The organism is Oceanospirillum beijerinckii DSM 7166, assembly GCF_000422425.1.
Lineage (GTDB): Bacteria > Pseudomonadota > Gammaproteobacteria > Pseudomonadales > Halomonadaceae > Oceanospirillum > Oceanospirillum beijerinckii.
This window is the reverse complement of sequence record NZ_AULT01000047.1, coordinates 1-21,371: the sequence shown is the minus strand read 5'-3', so window position 1 is coordinate 21,371 and position 21,371 is coordinate 1. Positions and strand designations below refer to the sequence as shown.

Genomic DNA, 21,371 nt, shown 5'->3' with positions numbered 1-21,371 from the left:
ACTATAAAACTGTTGAAAAAATGAAAAAATAGACAGTTTTTACTGTTTTACAGGGGTACAGATGCCAAACTTTCGTTATCAGGTATTAGCCGACCAGATTATCCAGCGCATTCAATCCGGCATTTATTCACCCGAGCAAAAACTGCCTTCTGTTCGCCAGCTCAGCCAGGAGCTGAATATTAGCAAGGGTACGGCCATACACTGTTACGAGTACCTGGAAGATCAGGGCTGGATTGCGGCTAAAGAGAAATCGGGCTTTTTCCCTCACCCTTCAGCGATGGCTTCTGTTGGTATTGGTGTTGGTGTCGGTGCTGCTTCTGGCTCTGTAACGGCCCACCGACTCGATAAACCTATCTTAAGCCCCCAACAGAAAGAGGACCTGCAACCGAGGCTTATCGATAACAAGAGCCTGGGTATTCATATCGTACGCTCAGCCAGCCATAGTGATCAGATTCCCTTAGGGTCAGCAAACCCCTGTGTCTCTTTTCCGGCCGTGCGCCAACTCTACCAAGCGCTAAAAAAACAGGTACAGATTGAACAACAAGAGTTAGATAGTGGAGTACTGGCCCATTACCAGGCCCCACCTGGCGATCCTGTCTTAGGCCAACAGCTCAGCAAAATACTGTCTGGCAAAGGTATTCAATGTTCACCAGATGAAATTTTGGTCACCAATGGCACTCAATCTGCAATCACTTTAGCGCTACAGGTCACAACCGAATCAGAAGATATCGTTTTAATCGAATCACCTTGTTTTTACGGCATACTGCAATGCTTGCAGGCACTTAATCGCAAAGTGGTGGAGATTCCACAATGCCCGGAAGGCGGGCCTGATATTAATCTGTTGGAAGCTGCTTTGATCGAAGGGAGAAAGTCTCACTGGCCGGTAAAAGCCCTACTATTACAACCCACAGTGAATAACCCGACAGGGCGTACCATGCCTTATGAAAATCGGGTAAAACTGATTGAATTGGCGAATCAATACGATATTGCAGTGATTGAAGACGACGTCTTTGCAGAGTTGCATTTCCATCGTAACCGCCCACAGATTAACAGCGTTTCACAATTCCAGGGAATTATGCCACCACCAATTAAAACTCTGGATACCGAAAACAGGGTGCTGTACTGCAGCTCTATCTCCAAAACCTTAACACCAAAACTGCGTATTGGCTGGCTACAAGCGGGGCGTTGGCAGCAAGCCTGCGAACATCTGCTGTTTGTCAGTAAAATGGGCTTACCCAGCCATACCCAAAAAGCATTAGGCAATTGGCTGGCGACAGGGCGTTTAAGTCGCCATCTGCGTTTAGTTCGCCGCAGCTACTATGAACGCCTAGGGTATATGGAACAGGCTTTGGCCCAATATTGGCCCGAAGAGATTGAATTTGAACCACCGACGGGTGGTTATCTAGCTTGGGTTAAATTACCGAGGCACGTTAAAGCTCTGGACCTTTATCAGCAGGCTCTTGAGCATAATATCAACACTACACCAGGGCCTTTGTTCAGCTCTCAGGGCCACTATGAACACTATATTCGTCTAAACTTCGCCCTGTTCCAGAATCAACCAGACTATCTGGCCGCGATACAATACTTAGGTGACGCCATCAGGACTTTATCCACACAGGAATGACGGCCTTGTGCTGAACGATCCACGAACTCTTTTACTGTTGTACTCTTTTACTGTTGTACTCATTTTTCCTGCCTTGGCAGTAGCTCAGAGCGTAAAGGCTTAACATCAACGCCTCCGGGGTGGTATTGGTGACAACTGATACACTGATCTAAGCCCGTTTGCTCATTGTGGCAACTTTCACATTGCGCAATAACCATAGGTTCGAAGTTTGATGTAAATACAGACACTTTGGTTTGCGTAAAGGCTTGCTGATACGCTTTACTATAATCCCCTAACACATGACAGGTCTGGCAACCTTCAACAGCTTGTGTGGCAAAGTGCGGAGCATGGCGGAACCGGGTCAGTTGCTGAGCGGGCATAGTATTGACCATCTGCTTCCACTCCAGCATCAAACTCCCCTGTTTTGTCTCAGTCCGGGCATGACATTTCGCACACTGTCCCTGAGCTTTCTCATGGGTCAGTTGAAAAAACGCTTGTTGAGACATCAAACCGCTTAATGAGATTAACGATGTCATAACCTGATCGCTATGGCCTGTTGGGCGATAAAGCAAAGCAAACTCTGATCGATACCAACCTCCCAGCTTATTCCACTGTTCAACACTGATTTGTGGTGTAACAGGTTCAGAGGCAGATACCGGAGTCACCGACGCCATTTTATGCTCATTATTTTGTTGAGCCGTTTTTTCATCACTGCTCTCAGCAAAAATATCATCGCCATCTGCCAGGATATCGCTCTCTGCAAGAATGCCATCATCTTCATCGGACAAAATCCCTTCGTCATCACCGAGGATACTATCGCCCTCATCAGCTAGAATCCCTTCATCATCACCGAGGATACTATCGCCCTCATCGTCCAGAATCCCTTCGTCATCACCGAGAATACTATCGCCCTCATCAGACAAAATCCCTTCGTCATCACCGAGGATACTATCGCCCTCATCAGCTAGAATCCCTTCATCATCACCGAGAATACTATCGCTCTCATCGGCCAGAACTCCATCATCAGCCCCCTGATCAGATACCTCACCTGAAATATAGGAGAAGGTAAAATAACCCTGCCGATACGCTTTGACCTCATTGGCCAAGTCAGGGAACCACTCATTAACCGCATTTTGTACAACATCTAAAGGCAAAGTTGCGGATAGAGCTGAGACCTCTTGTGGCGTCGCCGGACGCTGCAACTGCTGCTCAAGCCGTTGCTTTAAAGTGGCCTCAGGGCCTTGTGTAATAAGATCATAGAGAAACAGCTTCACGGCCCATGCCAACTGATGCGCTTGCCGCAGTACGTCTTGTTCTGCCGTACTAAGATCCAATAGATCCACTGTCTCTAACAGCGAAAATGTCTCCCCAAACAGCAGGTCCTGCATTAAGGGCGTTACTCTACCTTCAGCAAATGCAGGCCAATAACCAATTTGAGCCCCCTTTTCAAACAAGGTTTCACTGTCTATACCGGGTACAACAAAGAAAGGAATCCCCTTTGGCCCTACAGCCCTCTCTTCTCCCGTGATTTGAACATCATGGCAGGCAGCGCACGTTTGCGAGTAAGGCTTCACTTCCATACGACGACCTTCAGAATCTGCAGTATGGCAATCCAGGCAAAGCTTAGGCGCCTGTTGCTGCTCTTTATCGAAATGGCGAGTAAAGTGGCTACTATGATCAAAGATCAGCGCCGTACGTTGTTGATAGGGAAACGACTGAAACTCAGGATGGGTATCAGGAAAACGATTATGCTGATCAATATGGCAAGCGTTACAGGAAGCCACCTGTATGGTTTGGTCAATCTGATGTTCTTTATGGCAACTGGCACAGGCAACTTCACTATTAGTAAATAAAGGCAGGCTTTGCGACCCAGAAAGTGTTTGCCCTTGAGTTAACAGTGCTTGCGACTGAGCCAAAAGCCCTCGCTGCTCTGTTAGTACTGCCTGCTGTCGTAACTCTGTTTTTTGAGCCAATATATCTAATGGATAACTATGAGCGGTGTGAGGAGAACGCCCCATCTCGTGACAACGAACACAGCCCTGATTTTCCATGCCAATATCGACTGGATCAAACAACGCTGTCGCCCAATGGGCAAAACCCTGATTCATTGTCTGAGAGTGACAGACATCACACTGTTCAATCGTGACATGATGACCGGCCACCCGACCCGGATCAATAAAACGATAGGTCCATGCACCGCCCACTCCAAGAGTTACCGCGCCCAGTATCAACAGCAGTGCCCAGCCAATGACACGGCGTTTAACTGAAGCAGCAGAAAGCTCTGGCACGCAAGGCGTTTCACGGCAGGCACACTGTCCATCTGGTAAAGGACCGCTTTGGCAAGGGCCGCCATTATTTTCTGATCGGGTACAATACCAGCGCCCCTGTTTTTTTATGGGCTCACAAGCCTGTGTCGCACCACATCTTCCCTGACCGTCTGGCCCACGCATACAGGGTTTACCATTTTCGCCACCTGCACACTGCCACTTTCTAAAGGGTCGTTCATAACGACTGGATGCGGGGTCTCTTTTCTGCAGTAAATCATCCATATTACACCGCACCTTTAGAAAAAGCGTAAACCACCACCACGTGAATAACAGGTAAAACCAGCATCATGAAAGCCAAAGGAATATGCAGAAGAGGCCAGCTTTTCAACAATTTCTGCAGAGCATACTGGAAGTCCAGATTGTCTTTTTTCTCGATCAGTCTTCGAATATGTTCAAGATCCTGATAGTTCTCTTCATCAAGGTAGAGATTAAGCAGCTCCAGCTTTTTGTAGTACCGTTGAATGGGATAACGAATATTAAAAATGTGGCACCAAAAGTTTCGAGTCGATGAAAAATAGGGAATAAGATCCGCCTGATAAAGGTCCAGATAGGCCCGTGAAGCCACGTTGTTGATCAGCTTAATACTCGCATCATGAAACTCTTTTTCCAGCTCTGCGCGCAGAAATCTTATGCGTTCAAAAAGCAAACGTTCGGCGGATTGATTCTTCCCCACCCGCAGACGTTTGGGGAAATAGCGGGATAAAAATAGTCCTGCTATTCCACTGATGGTTGTAAAAATAAAACCACACCAGATCAGAGTATCCAGCATGCCTGTCGGTAACCGCCACTGAGTATGGAAACCAAAAACCCCTATCGACAGCAGACCTATATAGATATGCGCCTGCATCCAGAGGGAGCGCTTCATTAGGGGCAAAACCGACAGTTTTTTACGTACACTTAATAACGTCAGCAGCCCTATTGTGCTGACCAAAAACCAACCACTCAACAGCTGCTCAGAGATCAAAGCCTCACTCAAAGACGCCTCTATCTGGCTATAAACCATCAGTATAAAAATAACCAGTGATGACAAAGTAATGCGTCGGGTCCAGCGCTTACGACTCTCTCCCTCATCCAGGGATGGAATCGTACTCCGGTGCTTCATATTGACCCGCTTTAAAGCATCATGGGGGCAAGCCTGTTCACAAGCCGGGCCCGCCGGAGAGCCAATGCACATATCGCACTTGGTCGCCTTGCTCACGGGTTTATGGCTTTGCGCATGGCGCATCAGCTCACCCTCTGGTGTGCGGACTTCCACCATGCGGATATTGCCGTAGGGACAGGAAGCGGCACAGGTGCCGCAACCGATACACAGAGTGTCTTCAATGATGATATGACCGGACTGAGCATTGCGGTTAATCGCCCCGGTAGGACAACCGATCAAGCACACCGGATCAACACAATGCATGCAGGCATTAGCTATAGACCAGTGATCATGGGACAAACCATGACGGATAAAACGTGGATTACCATTATGATTAGTGGCACAGGCACTGACGCATTCATCACAATTCACACAGCGATCCGTATTGATAAACATCGCGGCGGTGCCATTGATAATGCGATTGTCCACCAGGAAGTTCATTTGCGCCTGATGCTCTGCCCAGTTAGGGCTATTTTGATGAACGCTGTCCTGGTGACTATGATTGCTCTCTTGAATAGAACTGCTCTCTTGAATAGAACGGCTCTGCTGGATAGAACTGCTCTTTTGAATTGAGCTAGTCTGCGGACTAAAAACAGAGACTCCCTTTCTAAGCTTACCTTCTGTTAAAAAAGGCACAATATGAGTCAATGCCAACTCAAGAGGGATGTGCAATACGTCGACATAGCCGATCGCGCGCAAGGTATTTTTGGCAATCGCTGGCTGACCTGTACGATATTGTTCCTGTAGCTCCTCCAGACCAAAAACTTCATCTGCGGTTAAGTAATCAACTGTCAAATGCCCCGCATCCAATGCTTTACTGATGCGAGCAAACCCCTGACGTACAATAATCAACCCGGTAATCGGACACCCTTCCTTTACAATCTCAGGTTCAGCTTCAATCAGCTCCTTTCTTTTGGCCGGACTGACCTGATAAGAGCGCCCCTGGATCTTTCTGAAGATCCCATTCCACTCAAAGCTCCCATAGGTTTCAAAACGGGTTTCCAGAGTGATCTGTTGCAGAACACTGTCGTCAAGGTGATCAAAATAGGGGGATCGCTGCAAATAATTTAACAGAGACCTCTCCCGGTATAACTGATCCAGATTATCCCTAAACTGACGATTGCGCAGACGTAACTCACGCAACCCTTGCCAGCGCATCTCGACCAGCAGAAGAGTCGTTTCAGCCACAATAGTAGCCGTCCTGGGGGTACGCGCCAGAGCGGATATCTCGCCAAACATCTGGTTTTCACCCAGGGGAACGGTTTTAGCCTTATTTAGCGTTTCTTCTATATCTGTCAGATAGGCCCGGGTAGCCTCTCCAGAGTGGCGATGGTGGACCTGAAGTGCGCTTTGATTGCGCTCATCCTGTACTGGATGACGTACTTCAGGCTCTTTGTCATTACGCCAAAGCTGAGCCAGAGCACTATAGAGGGATTGCTTAGGGTGAGGTCGGCGCAGTTTCTCAGCAGGGTCCGTGTCCTTATCGATAAAAACACGTACGGAACCCGCCAGAATAAAGAAAGCGGAACTGCCGTAATCGCCAAGTAAGGTGACGATATCTCCCTTCTGATACGTTTCAATACGCGCATCATAACGGATAATATCCCGTAATGAGATCAGATCGGGAAAGGCATTGCCATCAATATGAGCAAACTGAGGCAACATCAAAATGCGGTCAATCTGCTCATCACTTAATGGTTCTTGTCCGTAAGGATGAAGCCAGCGCTCTGGCTGTCCTGCCTTTAACTCAAACATTATCTGATCTCATCACATCAAAACGCTGACTTCGCCCTTAATTCAAAGGCTCTGGGGTTCCCTTATATTTATCCTGGCCAGGAATCAGGCTATCCACCGCTGCAAAGCCAGAACCATCATAGGATGCAGAGAAACGCTGTGCTGCACCGGCCACTTCAGCTGCCGCCTTTTCCAATGGCTCCTTATTATTGAGTTTCAGCTTGACCGTTTTTAACACTGCCATAATCTGTTGGGTCTCATCCGTCTGAACCATCTGACCAATTTTTGCCATACGTTTTGCCGCTATTTTCGCTCGTTTCGCCATAGTAATCGCATATTCCGCTTTTTGCGTAGCATTGGCTACGGCCCGCAGAGACTCTTCCAACTCCACCATTGCACCGACGATAAACATCATACGTTGACGCTCAGGTGAAGCAATCGGGTTCTCTTTGCCATCAGAGTGCCAAACGTTATGGCGTACTTCCCCTTGGGACCAGGAAACCAGCTCGAACGGGCTACCTGCTGAGTGACCACCTGTATTAACAAGCTTCTCATTAGGGGTGATATGGCAGGAGTAGCAGTTTTTCGCCAGAGCATAGAGTTGATGAGGACGAATCATGCCTGCGGCTTCCGAATCCTGCCAACGTACCACCGCTTCCTGTTCACTCTCCTGCTCTTTCTTTTTACCACTGAATTCTGAATGCCGCTCCAACCAATCCGCAGCCGGTGCGTGACAGGACTCACAAGAGATACCCGCTACCACCTGCTTCACACCCGCTTTTTCTTGTGTCGTAAAATGACAATCCAGACAAACGCTGTCCGCTTTTATCCGCTTGATGCCCATCTTCTGGGCGATATCACGGGCTTCCTGAGAGCGTGGCATCTCCGTAAACGTCGAGAAGTGATGTGTACCTTGCCAGATTTTATTGGTTGCTTTATGACATTCAGCACACTCGTCCGGACCCACCACTTTATGATGCGCAACAGGCTGAGCAGCATACAGAGAAGTCGCACTTCCCAGTAGCCAAAGGGTTAAGCCCGTCCAGAGTATTTTTTTAAATTCTGACAGTTTCATCTTTTTATCCACCATAGCATTCGGCTCAAATAGGATTTATCACAATATTATCGTTCAGGATTTAGTTCGGCTGTTTAATCTCAAAGGTCGAATATAACGTGCTTCAGTTCAGGTTAAGCGTCCAGCACGATATCACCCTTGGGTTTACACACACACACCAGGCAGCTGCCTTGTTCAGGGCGGGCACCGGCTACAGTGATATAGTCCACATTGCCCTCTTTAACCGCAACAACACAGGTGCCGCAATTCCCCGCCCGGCAACCCGCATTGAGGGTTAAGCCTTCAGCTTCAGCCAGCTCCAGTAGTGAATCCTGCTGACCCGACCACTGTGCCGTAATACCGCTTCGGGCAAAAGTCACCTTATGTTGCTGATGGGCCTGATCTGATGCAGATGTACTTTTTTTAACACTGGTTCTAACACTGGAAGGGCCAAAAGCTTCAAAGAACACATCGGTTTCAGGAACCTGCCAATTTGACAGCTGTTCGGTCAGGCCTGACATCATGGTATCAGGCCCACAAATATAGAACTGGTAGTTGCTTGAGGGCAGCGTCTGTTGCAACACCGCTAAAGAGATACGCCCGGCAATATCAAAATCCTCACCTTCTACACCCCCTTGCAAGGGCTGGCTATGGCAAATAATGACCCTTAGATTCTTATGCTGCGCCTCCTGCTTGCGCAAAGTCTGTATCGCTATCTGCTCATCTTTATTCTTGATGCCATAAAACAACCAGGTTTCACGCTCTGGTTCCGAAGTACAGATTGAGTTCAGCATGGACAGTACCGGCGTTAAGCCAATACCGCCGCCAATCAATACTACAGGGCGCTGCGGATCTCTTTGCAGATAAAACTGACCTGATGGGGGTTTAACATCGAGAATATCCCCTTCAGATAAGCATTCATGAAAATAGGAAGAGGCCAGGCCTGCAGGCTTATCTTCGCTGGCAGGAATCTGTTTGATGGTGACCCGATAGTAATCCTTTACCTCAGGGGCATCCGACAGGGAATAGCAGCGAATAATACTTTGCCCACTCGGCAGATTAAGCCTGAAAGTCAGAAACTGCCCCGGTAGGAACGTCGGTATCTCTTTACCATCATGAGGCTTTAAGTAAAACGACTTGATCCCCTGTGCTTCTGTCACAATGCGATCAATTTCAAACTTGCGCCAATCCTGCCAAACGGATTGTTGGCGCTCTATCTCCTGCTGAGCTTGCCGATAAGCCTGGCTTGCGCTTTCCTGCAGGTAGGATTCTCTCAGCCTTAATAAGCTTATCTCCTCCCGACGCTTACGCCAGAATGACGTACATACCATCAAGCCCTGCAGAATAGCGAGTGTCAGCGCGGTTATTCCTAGGATTTCTATTACCTGGACCATGATCCCTCCACTGAGCGCCTCGTCGTACCTGACTTCCAGGTGAAAGCCTTAATCACTGCAGTTCTGCCTATTGCTCCAGCTATGCCTCTCAAAAGTGCTCCTGCCATAGGTTGCAAAACCGCTTCTGCTATACGGTTCAGAACTTCACTTCCAGCTCAGAGCGCAGGCCATAACCGGTTCCACTGCTATTCTCGTTTTCAACCACATAGCCACCTAAGTTGAGAATAAAGTGGCGGGAGAGCTTTCGGGAATAACGGGTTGCAAAACCAAAACCACCGGTTTTGTTATTACCTGTGTCTGCCACGCCGCCAATCTCAAAAGTAAGCCGTTTCTTTAAACCAAAAAACATCTGGTAACCGATAGCAGTACCAATAGCATCCTGGCCACGATTGTTTAACGGCGCGCCATAGGCCCCTAAATTTGCGGAAGAAAACAGCAGCCCCGTGCGCCCCATAGGACCACCGGCAGTGCTGGCTCTGGAAGCAGAGGTAAACTGGCCCTCACCAACAAAACCATTGGCATAAAAGATATGAGGAGCCCCAGGGAAAGAGGTCGAAGTTTCCAGATACAACACTACACCATCATTAGCTGCAGCGTTGTCGGTGTCTAAGCCCTGAGAAGCCAGCAAGCGTAGTTCGGTATTCCATAAACCGATACGCTGTGCCGCAGATATGCCCATATGGATACTGTCACCATAATGCTTCGCAGCGATATCATCGCTACTGTCGACATAGATCACGTCCGCATCAATGGAGGTATCCGCCAGATCGTAGCTGGTGAATAAGCCATAAAGTTTGGCGTGATCATCCTCCACATTGTTTCCTCTGTGGATCTCATCCCACGCGTACAAGAAGGTAATACGCGCATTACTCATACCGGATAACAGCAGGTTATTTTTAACGATACCAATGGAATCCATGGTGTCATTAACCAGAAAAGTATCCTGAAACTCGATCTTCTGGCGGCCCAGTGCAAAGCCGATATCTAACGGATACTGATCTTTTCTATCGATACCGGGAAAGAGTTCGGCGATTTCAAACTCTGCAAAGAACGTCGATACATGAGCCCCTGTCGCTGAGTGTCCACCCTCCTGATCAGCAGCCCCCTCAAAGACATAACGGCTAAAATCACCACCGTCATGTAACGGCGTTACCCCTAAAACAATACGTTCGGTACCACTGAGCTGAAGGTTAGCCGTCAGATCTAATCGGTGTACCGCTTCCACATGACTTTCCCTGGCCTCATGATCCACCGTTTGTAAAGCCGCCCGATAGCTGCCAAAAATCCATAATGAAGGACTCCAAACCGCCCCAGTGGGTAAAACCAGAGGGTCATGCAGCCGCCCGGTACCCAGAAAAGGATCGCCCCATTCGATCAAGGGTCCATTACGGGGCCCAATGGCCGATTCAGGTAACATGGGCTTGGGTTGATCACTTAAAGCCGCTTTTGATTTTTTAGCTGGCTTTTCCTGTGCCGGGTTCTGAGCCATGTTCTGAGCCATAGCCTGTTTCGAATCCTGAGCTAATAGCGGCCCAGAAACCCACGCACCAGCTACCAGGGCCAGAACACCCGCCTGGATCATCTTCAGAGAACGCTTACTTACTATCATGGTGTCGCTCCCTAGAGATCCAACTCAATCGAACGTTCACGAATTACCATAGAGCCTTTGACTAACTCATCGGCAACCTGTTTTGGAGACATGTTGTAATCAAAACCCGCCACCTGAACGGTTGTCACCAGATTGACGGGCAGAGCCTGACTGATAAATTTGATATCCAACTGATAAGGGCCTGTACCTGTTAACTGCTCTGCAGGCACTTCATAGCGCGCGGTACGATGGCCAAAGGGCTCAATGCCTTTACGGTGTTTACGGGCCGATTTTGCCCGACCATAAAGACTGGAAGGTCGGCTTTCAGGGCGAATATAAGGTGCCACAGACACAGAAACCGGCGATGGCAACACCTGCTCACGCTCAGCACCGTGCTGCAAGCGCACCATAAACTTAGACTGCAGATTAAACAGCTGCTCATCCAGCGCCACCTCACCGGCCTGAACATATTTCGAATGACGATCCCTCAGATCCCCATTTGGGTCTCTGTCGCCAGAGATAAACACCAGATCACCCTTGGCATCTCTTAATTCAACTAACAGGAAGAAAATACGTTCAGCGTCAAAGCCGTTAGGCATTAAGTGACCGTCTGAAATACTTTTAACGTCCACCTCAAAGCTCAAACCCTGTTGATCGGATTGCGTGATACGGATATCCGACAGATCAAACGCGTTTGTCAGCACCTCTCTGCGTTTTGTTTCAGCCCACTTCAGCTTTTCCTGCTGCTTCTCAATAATCGCACGGGCATCGTAACGATCATCAATGGACACCCAGGCATCAGGGAACGGATAATCATCGGCTACCGCATCCTCAAACGCATCGGTACCCCAGCCAGCCTGCCAGTCAAACTCCAGCCACTCACGCATGGTTTTAAAACGGGCCGCTTTAACGTTATGAGGGAAAATACCTGGATGAATAATGGAGTAATCCGGTCCGGCAAAGAAATGATTGGTCAGTTTACGCGGTGTAGTCTCTTCATCACCGACAATCGCCGCAGGGCCATGATCAAAACCAGCGGCCACACCCTGCACCTTGCTCATATGGCAGTCCTGACAGGTACGCCCGTCTTTTGCCGCCGGTGTATTTTTAAACTCACTGAACGCTTCTTCGATGCGCAGTCCATTCGGAGCAAATACATCATGGCACGTAGCACAGAAACCTGGAGTGGTTAATTCAAAGAAGCGTTCCGCCTTAGCGTGTATGCCCCGACCGGGTTCATCAGGTTGAGTGGTAACACGGAATTTTTCAGGTTGAGCCAGTGTTTTCTCCAGCTCTTCATTACCTTTCGGGCCATAAACCGGCTGAAAGATATCACCGGGTTCCAGGGAGATACGGCCAGTGACCTTACCGAAGTTCTTATTGATGCGGTGACATGCCACGCAGGTAATCCCCTCCCGGGATGCCGGGTGGCGATCAAGATTAGATAACCCCAAAGGTTCATTTAACTCAGAGCCAACCGGGGCATGACAACGCAGACAAAAATCACCATTGGCAGTAGAGGTCACCACATTAATAGTATTTTGCATCGCAAGCATTAGCGGGCTTAATTGCGCATAGGCATGCTGTGAAACCGACCACTCATCGTAGTGCCTTGGATGACAAGTCGCACAGGTTGATGCTGAAGGATAGGCTACCTCTTCAAATAAGCGCTGGTGCTCTTTATTGGCCTCACTGATTCGGGCTGTCTCTTGTTCAACATCGGGTTTATCAAACAGGCTTTCCGTACTTAAGGAATCAGAATCATCGCCTGATAGATCATCACCAGACAAAAGATCATCGTCATCACCGAGCAGACTGCCGCCTTCTTCTAGTAATCCCTCTCCATCTAGTCCTTCATCATCGCTCAGCAGATCACTGCTGTCGGATAATAGCGTTTCATCGCTGCTGTTAACATTCTCAGCATAAGATGCGTCAGACGTAAATAAAGCAACAAAAAAAACAATCCATAAAGAACAAAGCGTTACAGCAGCCTTTTTTGTAAAATGACTAAACATGTCTTGGTTCCACCTTCGAGTATCCGAGACCACGGATCATTAGATCTCCATATTGTGAGACCTGTTCAGGCTTGAGCTGTAAAACACCTAAACAAGAGCACCTCCACAAATAATAGCCATATTTTTAAATTATGAAAGCTATAAGGGAACTTTTTTATTTTGATGTAACATATTGATTTTATATATTATAAATACAGAATAATGTTAATAGATTTCCGCCATATACCGTCCTGTCGTAGTAAGCCGCTCTTAAATTCTGCTTTTTACCAAACTTTCCTATACTAAAGTTTAAGCCCGAATACAGCTTTTGCATGCTAAGAGCGATCTTTGCTTATTCACTTATTAGCTTATTAGCTCAGTAGAAAGCTCAATTCAGCTTCCCCAGCTGAGCAGCCCTTGAGCTGTCTCAGGGAGACCTTAAGACCTGATAAAGGACATAACCATGCCTGATGATTATGAAAAACTTCATCCTATTCTGAACGCCATGACCGAAACGCTAACCGGTCTGTACGAACATAAGAAAGATGAAGAGATACGGCAAAAGCTGATCAAACTGGAAGGTCTGCTACATGATAATCTGGAAAAAATTCAAGACGCCAAAAAAGAGTAACCGTTCATTTAAGGGCGTTATTGACTCGCCAGATCTGAGCGCAGTGGATTTTCAGCGAACTTCTCTTTCCATAACCGAGGTGTCAGTTCTTCGACCTGACTCGCAGGGTGCTGGTTTATACGCAGCAGTACGTCCGTAAGATAAGTGTACGGATTGATCTTATGCTGCTTACAGGTGCAGACCAGGCTCTGGATAATGCCCACATGTTCCGCGCCCACCTCTGTCCAGCAGAACAGCCAGTTTTTACGTCCCATTGGGATTGGGCGTAATGCTCTTTCCAGATGATTGGTATCCAGAGGCACATTGGGCTCTTCAAGAAAGACCCTCAACTCAGTTTCACGACTGATAACATAGTTCAGCGCCTTTCGTAACGGACTCGAAGGCAGTAGGTCACCGAGATTGAGTTGCTGTTGGCACCATTCAAAGAACCGATCCACCACGGGCTTGCTCTTTTCGAGCCGCCGTTCCCGTTTGCTGGTCTCATCTAAACCTTGTGCTTCGATCCTCTCTTCTTCCTTATACAAGGTCGCGATCATCGCCAAGGCTTCTTTGACCCGATCCGGGTACTCTGTTTCCGCTTCTATAAACTTCCGACGGCTATGGACCCAGCACTGGGCATGGGTGATCTCTTTGTTCTTCTCGATATAGCTGGTGTAAGCCGCATAACCGTCACTGATCAACGTGCCTTTAAAGTCCTGCTTTAAGGTGTTTTCGATCTGTTGGCGGCCACGGCTTTTCGAGAAGGTGAACACGATCTCATCCTGATCACCATACAGCGGCCAGAACCAGCCTTTACTCATCTTACCTTTGCCTGCTTTTCCCGCCTTGATTGGGGTTTCATCCATGGCCAGCACTTGGCTGTTCAGGACGCTGATCAGTTGGGCCGCAACAATAGGGCGCAGTAGATCAATGCTCCGTTTCACAAGATGGGTCAGGGTCGCACGGCTGACTGTGACGCCCGCAGCCACCATCCGCTGGTGTTGGCGGTAAAGCGGCAGATGGAACTGGAACTTATCGACCAGCATACCGGCCAGAAGGCTGACATCAGATAAACTTCTGTCCAGTACGTTATCCGGTGCCGGACTGGATTCCGGCTGAGGCTTATCTTTACGGCGCACAATGGGACGTTCATAACGCAGCACCACATAACTGGCGGGACGTTGAGCCAGCCGGAAGGTAGTTTTAGTGCCGATCACCACATATTGATCCGCATCTGCTCCTTGTAGCTCTGGTGCATTCAGTTCAATGACTTCAACGGGTACCTGATCGTTAAAGCGTAGCCCGCTATCGTTCACGCAATCTTCAGGGCGCTGCTTCGGTGCTTTACCCCGGGTATAAGTGACCTCAGTCTGTTCGCCTTCAGGCTCAGTGGGCACCGGCAGATCGCCCAACAAGCTATGCTGTAAAGGGTGATCCACAGGGCGTTTTTCAGACTTTTGTCCGAAAAACTGGCGTTCGAACCACTCCACCCGACGCCTGAGGGCGGCGTTTTCTTCCAGAAGCACTTTCATGTTCTGAAGGTTGGGTTCTGCTGAAGGCGTTGAAGTCTCTTTCATACGCATCATTATGCCCATGTTAAGTCGAAGTACCATGCCGATAACGTTTAAATTGTCGGGCTTTTTGGATTTCAATGCCTTCGAGCAAGAGTTGAAGATCAACCGCCCGAATACGGCGCTGTCCGTCAGGTGAAGGCGTGAGCCTGAACTGGCCTTGTTCGAGACGCTTAGCCCATAGACAAAAACCGGTAACATCAAAGTAGAGTATCTTCATCTGCGTTTTTCGCCGGTTCACGAAGATAAAGTAATCACCGGTCACGGGATTGCACTTCATCTGATTTCTGACCAGAGCACTCAGGCCGTCAAAGGATTTACGCATATCCACGGGGTGTGTACAGAGCCATATCCGGCTCTGACTGGCAGGGGTAAACATCAGTTCTGAGACAGACGCAGTTCAACCCCATTGCCCAGGCTGAGCACAATGTTCCAGCCTTTGGAATCATCGGCTGAGGTTGCAGTGAGCGACTGTAAATCGATGAACTGAGCTTCTGAAGAGGACTCTTCAGCAGGACTGTCCTGAGTATTGAATCGTTTACGCCAGTTACAGAAGCTGGCGTAGCCGACCTCATGCTGTTCACAAAACTGAGGGGCTGATAATCCACTTTCTTGCCACTGCTGAATCAGAGCTTGCCATTGTTCAGATGAGCGTCGTGTATATTGAGTCATGGTATAAGGTCTCGTCTTGTTTAAAGGATAAGACCAGATTAATTAGGAAGAGAGTGCTCCGGTAGAACGCCTCAGAATGAGCGCTTACTTTGCAAAAGCAGAAAAACAGCTGGATACCGGACCTTTCTTTAAAGGCGAGACACTGAGCAATATCGATATTGCCTGGTTACCCTTACTGCACAGAGCCCATGTGATTGAAAAATATGCTAAGTATGACTTTCTGGCACCATACCCCAGAGTCAAAGCCTGGCAGGCTGCGATAATGGCAACGGGTCTGGCAGAAAAATCGGTCGCAGAGGATTTTGATGAGGCCTTTACAGCGTTCTATCTGTCAGAGAGCACGTACCTGGGAACAGGTAAATGCTGTACGGCCTCGGCGGATCAGGCTTGTGATTCTGGCCAGTGCTGCTGAGCCTTCTGATCATTGAAATGATAATACCCGCTTATAAGCGGATACCTTCGAAAACTATAGCTCCGAATGCCGGAGCTATAGTTATTTGTGTGTTGTGTATTAGTGACGTGATGAATCCGGACATAAGCACATACAAACGTTTCTCTTTGACCGGTAGCTTCATTCTTCAGCCATTGGTCGAAAATTTGTGTCAGTGTGTAGCGACAACAGGTAAACGCTATGAATATTGAAACCGTCTGGTCAGAGTACCGTTCTGGCCTGAAAGCATTTTTACACTCAAAAGTATCTGATCCTGATGAAGTGGATGATTTGTTGCAGGATATTCTGATTAAAACCTATAACAACCTGCACACGGTGCGTTCACAAAAAAGCGTGAAATCCTGGCTATTTCAGATTGCCAATCACGCCATTATTGATTTTTATCGTAAACGTGGACGAGAGCCCCTGCCAGAAGGCGAAACCTTATGGTATGAAGAGTCTCAAGGCGCACATCAGGAACCTGGGATACAGCAGGAATTATCGGGATGTTTGCAGCCCTTTATCCAGGCGTTACCCGAAGAAAGCGCTCACTTACTTTCAGAAATCGATCTGATGGAAAAGCCACAGAAAGCCTATGCTCAGGAGCATAATATTCATTATTCCACGCTGAAATCCAGAGTACAGAAAGCCAGAGGAGAGTTAAAAGGGCTGTTTGAATCCTGTTGCCATCTTACTCTGGATAAAGATGGCAACGTAGCGGATTGTGTATTGAAAGATCACTGTACAGCCTGCTGAAAGCCTGAGCCGTTTTACTCTGCAGGTTTCATAAACGCCAGCTTAGCCCCAAAGCCGATAAATACAGCACCCGTCACTGATTTCAGCCAACGGGAAAAAGCGGAATTTCTGGATGCCTGCTTTATACGGGCCAGCAGAATGACCATGGTGGAGAACCAGGCCAGATTAATGATTGCATGCAGGACGACCAGCATAAATGCAGTTGCTACACTGCCGTCGACAGGAATGAACTGTGGAAAAGCAGCCAGATAGAACATGGACACCTTAGGATTCAGGGCATTGGTCAGAAAACCTTCCGCAAAAGCCCCTTCCAGTGATGTTGGCTTGCTGGTTCCCTCAGCGTTATTCTGAACAGGCTTGTTTTGCCATGCCTGCATCAATGATTTGATACCGATCCAGCAAAGATAAGCGGCTCCCAGCAGTTTGAACAGGGTGAACGCCTGAGCAGATTGCACCAGAAGCACTGATAGCCCGAATACAGACAAGCTGCCATGAACAAAGAATGCTGCAATAAAGCCCCCGATGTTGGCAAACCCAGCCGCTTTACCAGAAACAGGGACTGTTTTCGCAATTAAGACACCGTTTGGTCCGGGCGAAATAACCAGCAGTGCCGCCACCAGCATAAAACTGAATATTTGTATGATATCCACGTTCTGAAACCCTCCGTTAATCAGTGCAGGTAATTGTGCTATACAGAATACCCGCTCATCAGGGAATGAAGCTAATAGAACTTAAGGTTTGTTCAACCGGTGTTTTCCAACCGCTGTCTTCCAGCCAGACCATCAGCGAATCATGCCTACTTTTAAATCGGTCGCTTTGTAAATCACTTCGCCATTAAGCAGGACAAAGCCATCAGCAATTCCCATAGCTAACGGCTTTCTGATAATTCTCTTAACATGAATATGGTATTCAATGGCCTTGGTATCCGGATAGATTTGTCCCGTAAAACGCACATTACCTACACCCAGTGCTCGACCTCTTCCCGGAAGACCTGAATAGCCCAGAAAAACACCCAGTAGTTGCCATAATGCATCCAGTCCCAGACATCCGGGCATAACGGGGTCTCCCTTAAAATGACAAGCAAAAAACCAGTGATCGGGTTTGATCATGAACTGAGCTTGCAAAAAACCTTTCTGATACTGGCCACCCGATGTATCCAGATGAGTAATTTCATCCAGCATTAGCATCTGATCACTGGGTAATTGAGCGTTACCATCACCAAAAAATGAACCTTCGGACATGGCTAAAATATCGGAGTGAGAAAACTGCATACTGACCTCATAAACTCTTAAAAGCAGGCTTAGCAGTATGATTTTCAGACTCTATTTTGAATTGTAAAAATCGGACATAAATTCTTGTACGAAAGGCGACAGTGACTGAAGGCCCTGCTTTTTAAAGGAGCGGATCAGATGAGATTGATCAAAAAATCCAGAATCACACTGTCCAGGCAGAGCAGGGAAGCTGGAGCAGGTTCCATAACGATACTTGTTATTCAAAAAAGAGTTCATTCGAACCATTTGAGAGAACGCTTTGATTGAAGCGCCAATATGTAATTGAAAAATGCGGTTCAGATGCCTGGAGCTGCAACCCACCCTATCAGCTAGCTTCTCAACAGAGATATTCCCACCAGATTGATAAATCTGACTCAGGGCATGATCCAGATAAGCGATAAAACCAGCGTTGCTTTGCGTCTTAGTCAGCAGGCGTTCACATAAACTGATCCGGTTTTCAAAGCTGACCTCATCATAAATACGCTCGTGTAAGTTCCGAAGCACAGGAGCTTCCAGAAAATCCAGCTCAAAAATCGTATCACTTGCTTCTGACAGGTCGATATTAAAAAAGCGGCGCATCGCTCCCGGATAAAACCAGATACCGAAATACTCGCTATCAGGAATAGTCAGCGGTATTTCTAAAATTTTTGACTGAGTACCACCAAAGGATTCACGACATGATGAGAAAAACAGAATATTAGTACCGTCTGGCACAATGGGGTATATCGCTGATTTGTCCGTTCTGACCTGAACAAAGGCATAAACGGTGCTTTCCAGAGCTTTACAAGGTCTGGCCAGTTTCACCTCAATGCCAAAGTGTGTTTGACCTGGCTGGGTCAGAGTCGGTTGAAACGGATGATAGATAAGACTTACTCAGGTCGAATACAGATATAAGTTGCACGATTGTAGCACGGGCATAGAGGAATAAAATGAACCTCACAAGTGGCCTGATCGTTCAGGAAAGCACCCATAAAACTCTGGCGGTATCTTCGCCAGAAGCCAGAAAGTTATGCCCCATATTACAGTCGTAATAGGTGCTGTCACCTTTATGTAGGGTGATAGGTTCATAAAATTCTGAGTAAAGGATAATACTGCCCTGTAACACGTATAAAAAGCCTTCGCCGTCGTCTTTGATCCAGCCGTTTAATTCCTGGGTTGAGCGGGCTTTAATGGTCAGTACTCTGGGGCTGAGCTTTTTGTTGGCAATCTGGTCAGAGTGTTGCTGATAGTCATAGCTTTGGGTGCTGTACAGCTTTTGTTTATCACCCCGGGTAATATCCAGCCTGCCATAGGGTTTTGGTTTATCTTCAACGCGTTCAAATAGCTGAGGCAGGTGAATATTCAACCCCTGAGTAATCTGCTGCAGGGTCTCAAAGCTGGGTGAGGTCTGGTTGTTTTCTATTTTAGAGATCGTCGACTTAGCGATACCGGTCAGTTGCGAAACAATCGGGGACATCCACTTTCTACTCATTGATTTATATAGGTTATTTTGTGAGTGTCTCGTATCGCCTCTTCACTTATCCTACTTACTCTGACGGCACAAACGGGGGCAGCCATCATTTGAAATGAGCTAAAACATCCGGCAGGTTCAACTCGGATAACCAACGATTAAGATATTTCGAGAGAATAAAACGATACCGAAGCACTACTTCCATGCTTCAGAGAGAAGAAAAACCACAGATTAATAATGGAAGGCGCAGCTCACCTCTTTGAGCAGCCTTATACAAACAAAGCTTTAAACTGATTTCCCGATGAGATCCAAGCCAACCCTTTATCCTGTGCAAATTGTTTAAGGCGTTTGATATGCCCTATCGCTCGGCTGGTTTGCAGGCCTTCTGGCCTCATTGCTTTGAGCCAGGCATTTTGATCGATATTGAGTCTTTGCAGTATTGGCGGTAGATGACCCGGAATATATCCCCGTTTATCTTCCCGACAACATCGGCCCGTCCAGTCGATCAGTTCCAGGTAGTCGGCATAATCGAACGCAATAGAGTTGCCACTATCCTTTTGTTTGGCAGAGAACGGCTTTAAGCATGGTGAATCTGCGCTATTTTTCTGTTCAGCATATTCTTTGATACGTTGCTGGATAGAGGTAAACTCTGAGTTTTCCGGACAATCGGCCATTGCTGCTCGTACAGGGTTGAGATCGACATAGGCCATGCAGGTTAATAGGCCTTGCTCATCTAGCAGAGCCTGACTTTTAAAGCGCCCTTCCCAGAATCGACCGGTACAGCGGTCTTCTTCATTGGCTTTGCGGGCGATATATTCATTCAGGCAACGCATAAACCAGCTGATATCAGCCAGTCTTTCCCGCCATTTTTCGACAATCTCGTAGACCTTTTCCAACTCAGCGGTAGAGCTACACAACCCTTTTTGATAACGCTGCACCAGCATTGGGGCTTTGAATAGCAACAGCCAGCGCTCAATCACGTCATTAATTGACCACTGAGCTGCTTCATCCTGACTGATATAAAGCACCAGGTGATAATGATTGGACATAATAGCGTAAGCGCAAACATCAATGGCAAACATCTGATCCAGTGCGTTTAGCCGCTCTATGATCCATTGACGACGATGTTCAAAAGATTGGCCTGAGAATTGATCTTCACCACATAAGAATGCCCGACGTACGCAGCGAGCAATGCAGTGATAATAAGGGGTATCCGATGGGCTGATCTGTTCCTGGCGGGCACGAGTCACAACGCTTTCCTCCTTGAATCGCTTTACTTTCCCTGATTGGAATTAAGCGTAGGCAGGAATCATCAATCCGTCCAAAATATGATGACTGTCCTTTCTCCTGTATCTTGCCTCCTACCATCGATACAAGGGATAATCATCAGCGTCCGTAGCACGATCCCAAGGCAGAGCCGTGAAAGAAAAATACATCAACCTATTTACAGATTTCGGCTTTAAAAAAGCCTTTGGTGAGGAAGCTAGCAAAATTCACTTGATTAGCTTTTTGAATACGCTGCTACCTGAACACCACCAGATTCAAGCGCTTCATTTCAGCAATAACGAACATCAAGGCGCTACTGCATTAGACCGAAAGGCCATCTTTGATCTGAACTGTGTCAGTGCCAGTGGCGAGTTTTTTATTGTTGAGTTGCAAAAAGCGAAACAGAACTTCTTTAAAGATCGTAGCCTGTTTTATGCGACCTTCCCTATTCAACAGCAGGCTCAACGCGGCGACTGGAACTTTAAACTCTCTGCGGTATATACCATAGGT

The 21,371-nt window shown here is 47.6% G+C and carries 19 protein-coding genes; 5 read left to right on the top strand and 14 right to left on the bottom strand.

The window, feature by feature from the left end:
- Positions 1-61 precede the first annotated feature (61 nt).
- Positions 62-1,624, top strand: a complete 1,563-nt coding sequence (locus tag H579_RS0114190) for an aminotransferase-like domain-containing protein (RefSeq protein ID WP_028301239.1) — start codon at positions 62-64, stop codon at positions 1,622-1,624.
- A 59-nt stretch (positions 1,625-1,683) separates the two neighbouring features.
- Here H579_RS0114190 and H579_RS0114185 read toward each other — a convergent pair whose 3' ends face one another.
- From H579_RS0114185 to H579_RS0114160, 6 genes are all read right to left on the bottom strand, one after another.
- Positions 1,684-4,152 carry a hypothetical protein gene (locus H579_RS0114185; RefSeq protein WP_028301238.1) on the bottom strand — a complete coding sequence of 823 codons (2,469 nt, stop codon included), beginning with the start codon at positions 4,150-4,152 and terminating at the stop codon, positions 1,684-1,686.
- 1 nt (position 4,153) lies between these two features.
- Entirely contained in the window at positions 4,154-6,826 is a 2,673-nt protein-coding gene (locus H579_RS25735) for a 4Fe-4S dicluster domain-containing protein (RefSeq protein ID WP_051227653.1), read from the bottom strand.
- Between the two features lie 37 nt (positions 6,827-6,863).
- Positions 6,864-7,880: a multiheme c-type cytochrome gene (locus H579_RS0114175; protein ID WP_036566342.1), complete on the bottom strand. Its 1,017-nt coding sequence runs from the start codon at positions 7,878-7,880 to the stop codon at positions 6,864-6,866.
- A 113-nt stretch (positions 7,881-7,993) separates the two neighbouring features.
- The gene (locus tag H579_RS25730; protein WP_051227652.1) at positions 7,994-9,253 is read right to left on the bottom strand and encodes a 2Fe-2S iron-sulfur cluster-binding protein; all 1,260 of its coding nucleotides are present in this window, start codon (positions 9,251-9,253) and stop codon (positions 7,994-7,996) included.
- A gap of 136 nt (positions 9,254-9,389) precedes the next feature.
- Positions 9,390-10,862, bottom strand: coding sequence for a hypothetical protein (locus tag H579_RS0114165; RefSeq protein ID WP_028301236.1), 1,473 nt, complete (start codon positions 10,860-10,862; stop codon positions 9,390-9,392).
- An 11-nt stretch (positions 10,863-10,873) separates the two neighbouring features.
- Entirely contained in the window at positions 10,874-12,856 is a 1,983-nt protein-coding gene (locus H579_RS0114160; protein ID WP_028301235.1) for a multiheme c-type cytochrome, read from the bottom strand.
- Positions 12,857-13,298: 442 nt separating this feature from the next.
- Between H579_RS0114160 and H579_RS29325 the strand changes: the two genes are divergently transcribed.
- The gene (locus tag H579_RS29325) at positions 13,299-13,466 is read left to right on the top strand and encodes a hypothetical protein (protein ID WP_169449713.1); all 168 of its coding nucleotides are present in this window, start codon (positions 13,299-13,301) and stop codon (positions 13,464-13,466) included.
- A 17-nt stretch (positions 13,467-13,483) separates the two neighbouring features.
- On the opposite strand, the gene tnpC is transcribed toward H579_RS29325, so the two are convergent.
- Genes tnpC through tnpA form a run of 3 tightly spaced genes read right to left on the bottom strand, consistent with a single transcriptional unit; the run spans position 13,484 to position 15,688 of the window.
- A complete protein-coding gene (tnpC, locus tag H579_RS0114150) occupies positions 13,484-15,028 on the bottom strand; it encodes an IS66 family transposase (RefSeq protein ID WP_028301234.1) in 1,545 nt (514 codons plus the stop codon).
- A gap of 13 nt (positions 15,029-15,041) precedes the next feature.
- Positions 15,042-15,395 (bottom strand): IS66 family insertion sequence element accessory protein TnpB, encoded by a 354-nt coding sequence (gene tnpB / locus H579_RS0114145; RefSeq protein WP_028301233.1) that lies wholly within the window; start codon positions 15,393-15,395, stop codon positions 15,042-15,044.
- Positions 15,395-15,688: an IS66 family insertion sequence element accessory protein TnpA gene (gene tnpA / locus H579_RS0114140; protein WP_028301232.1), complete on the bottom strand. Its 294-nt coding sequence runs from the start codon at positions 15,686-15,688 to the stop codon at positions 15,395-15,397. Before tnpA ends, tnpB begins: the two co-directional genes overlap by 1 nt.
- 76 nt (positions 15,689-15,764) lie before the next feature.
- Here tnpA and H579_RS25725 point away from each other — a divergent pair, with 76 nt between their 5' ends.
- A complete protein-coding gene (locus H579_RS25725; RefSeq protein WP_051227651.1) occupies positions 15,765-16,100 on the top strand; it encodes a glutathione S-transferase family protein in 336 nt (111 codons plus the stop codon).
- Between the two features lie 219 nt (positions 16,101-16,319).
- Positions 16,320-16,874, top strand: coding sequence for an RNA polymerase sigma factor SigZ (gene sigZ, locus H579_RS0114130; protein WP_028301231.1), 555 nt, complete (start codon positions 16,320-16,322; stop codon positions 16,872-16,874).
- A gap of 14 nt (positions 16,875-16,888) precedes the next feature.
- Here the strand turns inward: sigZ and H579_RS0114125 are convergent, their stop codons facing one another.
- From H579_RS0114125 to H579_RS0114105, 5 genes are all read right to left on the bottom strand, one after another.
- The gene (locus tag H579_RS0114125) at positions 16,889-17,524 is read right to left on the bottom strand and encodes a LysE family translocator (RefSeq protein ID WP_028301230.1); all 636 of its coding nucleotides are present in this window, start codon (positions 17,522-17,524) and stop codon (positions 16,889-16,891) included.
- Positions 17,525-17,656: 132 nt separating this feature from the next.
- Positions 17,657-18,145 carry a bifunctional 3-hydroxydecanoyl-ACP dehydratase/trans-2-decenoyl-ACP isomerase gene (gene fabA, locus H579_RS0114120; protein WP_028301229.1) on the bottom strand — a complete coding sequence of 163 codons (489 nt, stop codon included), beginning with the start codon at positions 18,143-18,145 and terminating at the stop codon, positions 17,657-17,659.
- 51 nt (positions 18,146-18,196) lie between these two features.
- Complete coding sequence (locus tag H579_RS0114115; RefSeq protein ID WP_028301228.1) at positions 18,197-18,949, bottom strand: helix-turn-helix domain-containing protein; 753 nt, start codon at positions 18,947-18,949, stop codon at positions 18,197-18,199.
- A 151-nt stretch (positions 18,950-19,100) separates the two neighbouring features.
- Positions 19,101-19,601 carry a helix-turn-helix domain-containing protein gene (locus tag H579_RS25720; RefSeq protein ID WP_051227650.1) on the bottom strand — a complete coding sequence of 167 codons (501 nt, stop codon included), beginning with the start codon at positions 19,599-19,601 and terminating at the stop codon, positions 19,101-19,103.
- A gap of 263 nt (positions 19,602-19,864) precedes the next feature.
- Complete coding sequence (locus tag H579_RS0114105; protein WP_028301227.1) at positions 19,865-20,845, bottom strand: hypothetical protein; 981 nt, start codon at positions 20,843-20,845, stop codon at positions 19,865-19,867.
- 169 nt (positions 20,846-21,014) lie between these two features.
- Between H579_RS0114105 and H579_RS0114100 the strand changes: the two genes are divergently transcribed.
- The coding region (locus tag H579_RS0114100) for a PD-(D/E)XK nuclease family transposase (RefSeq protein ID WP_028301226.1) at positions 21,015-21,371 on the top strand (357 nt) is incomplete at its 3' end.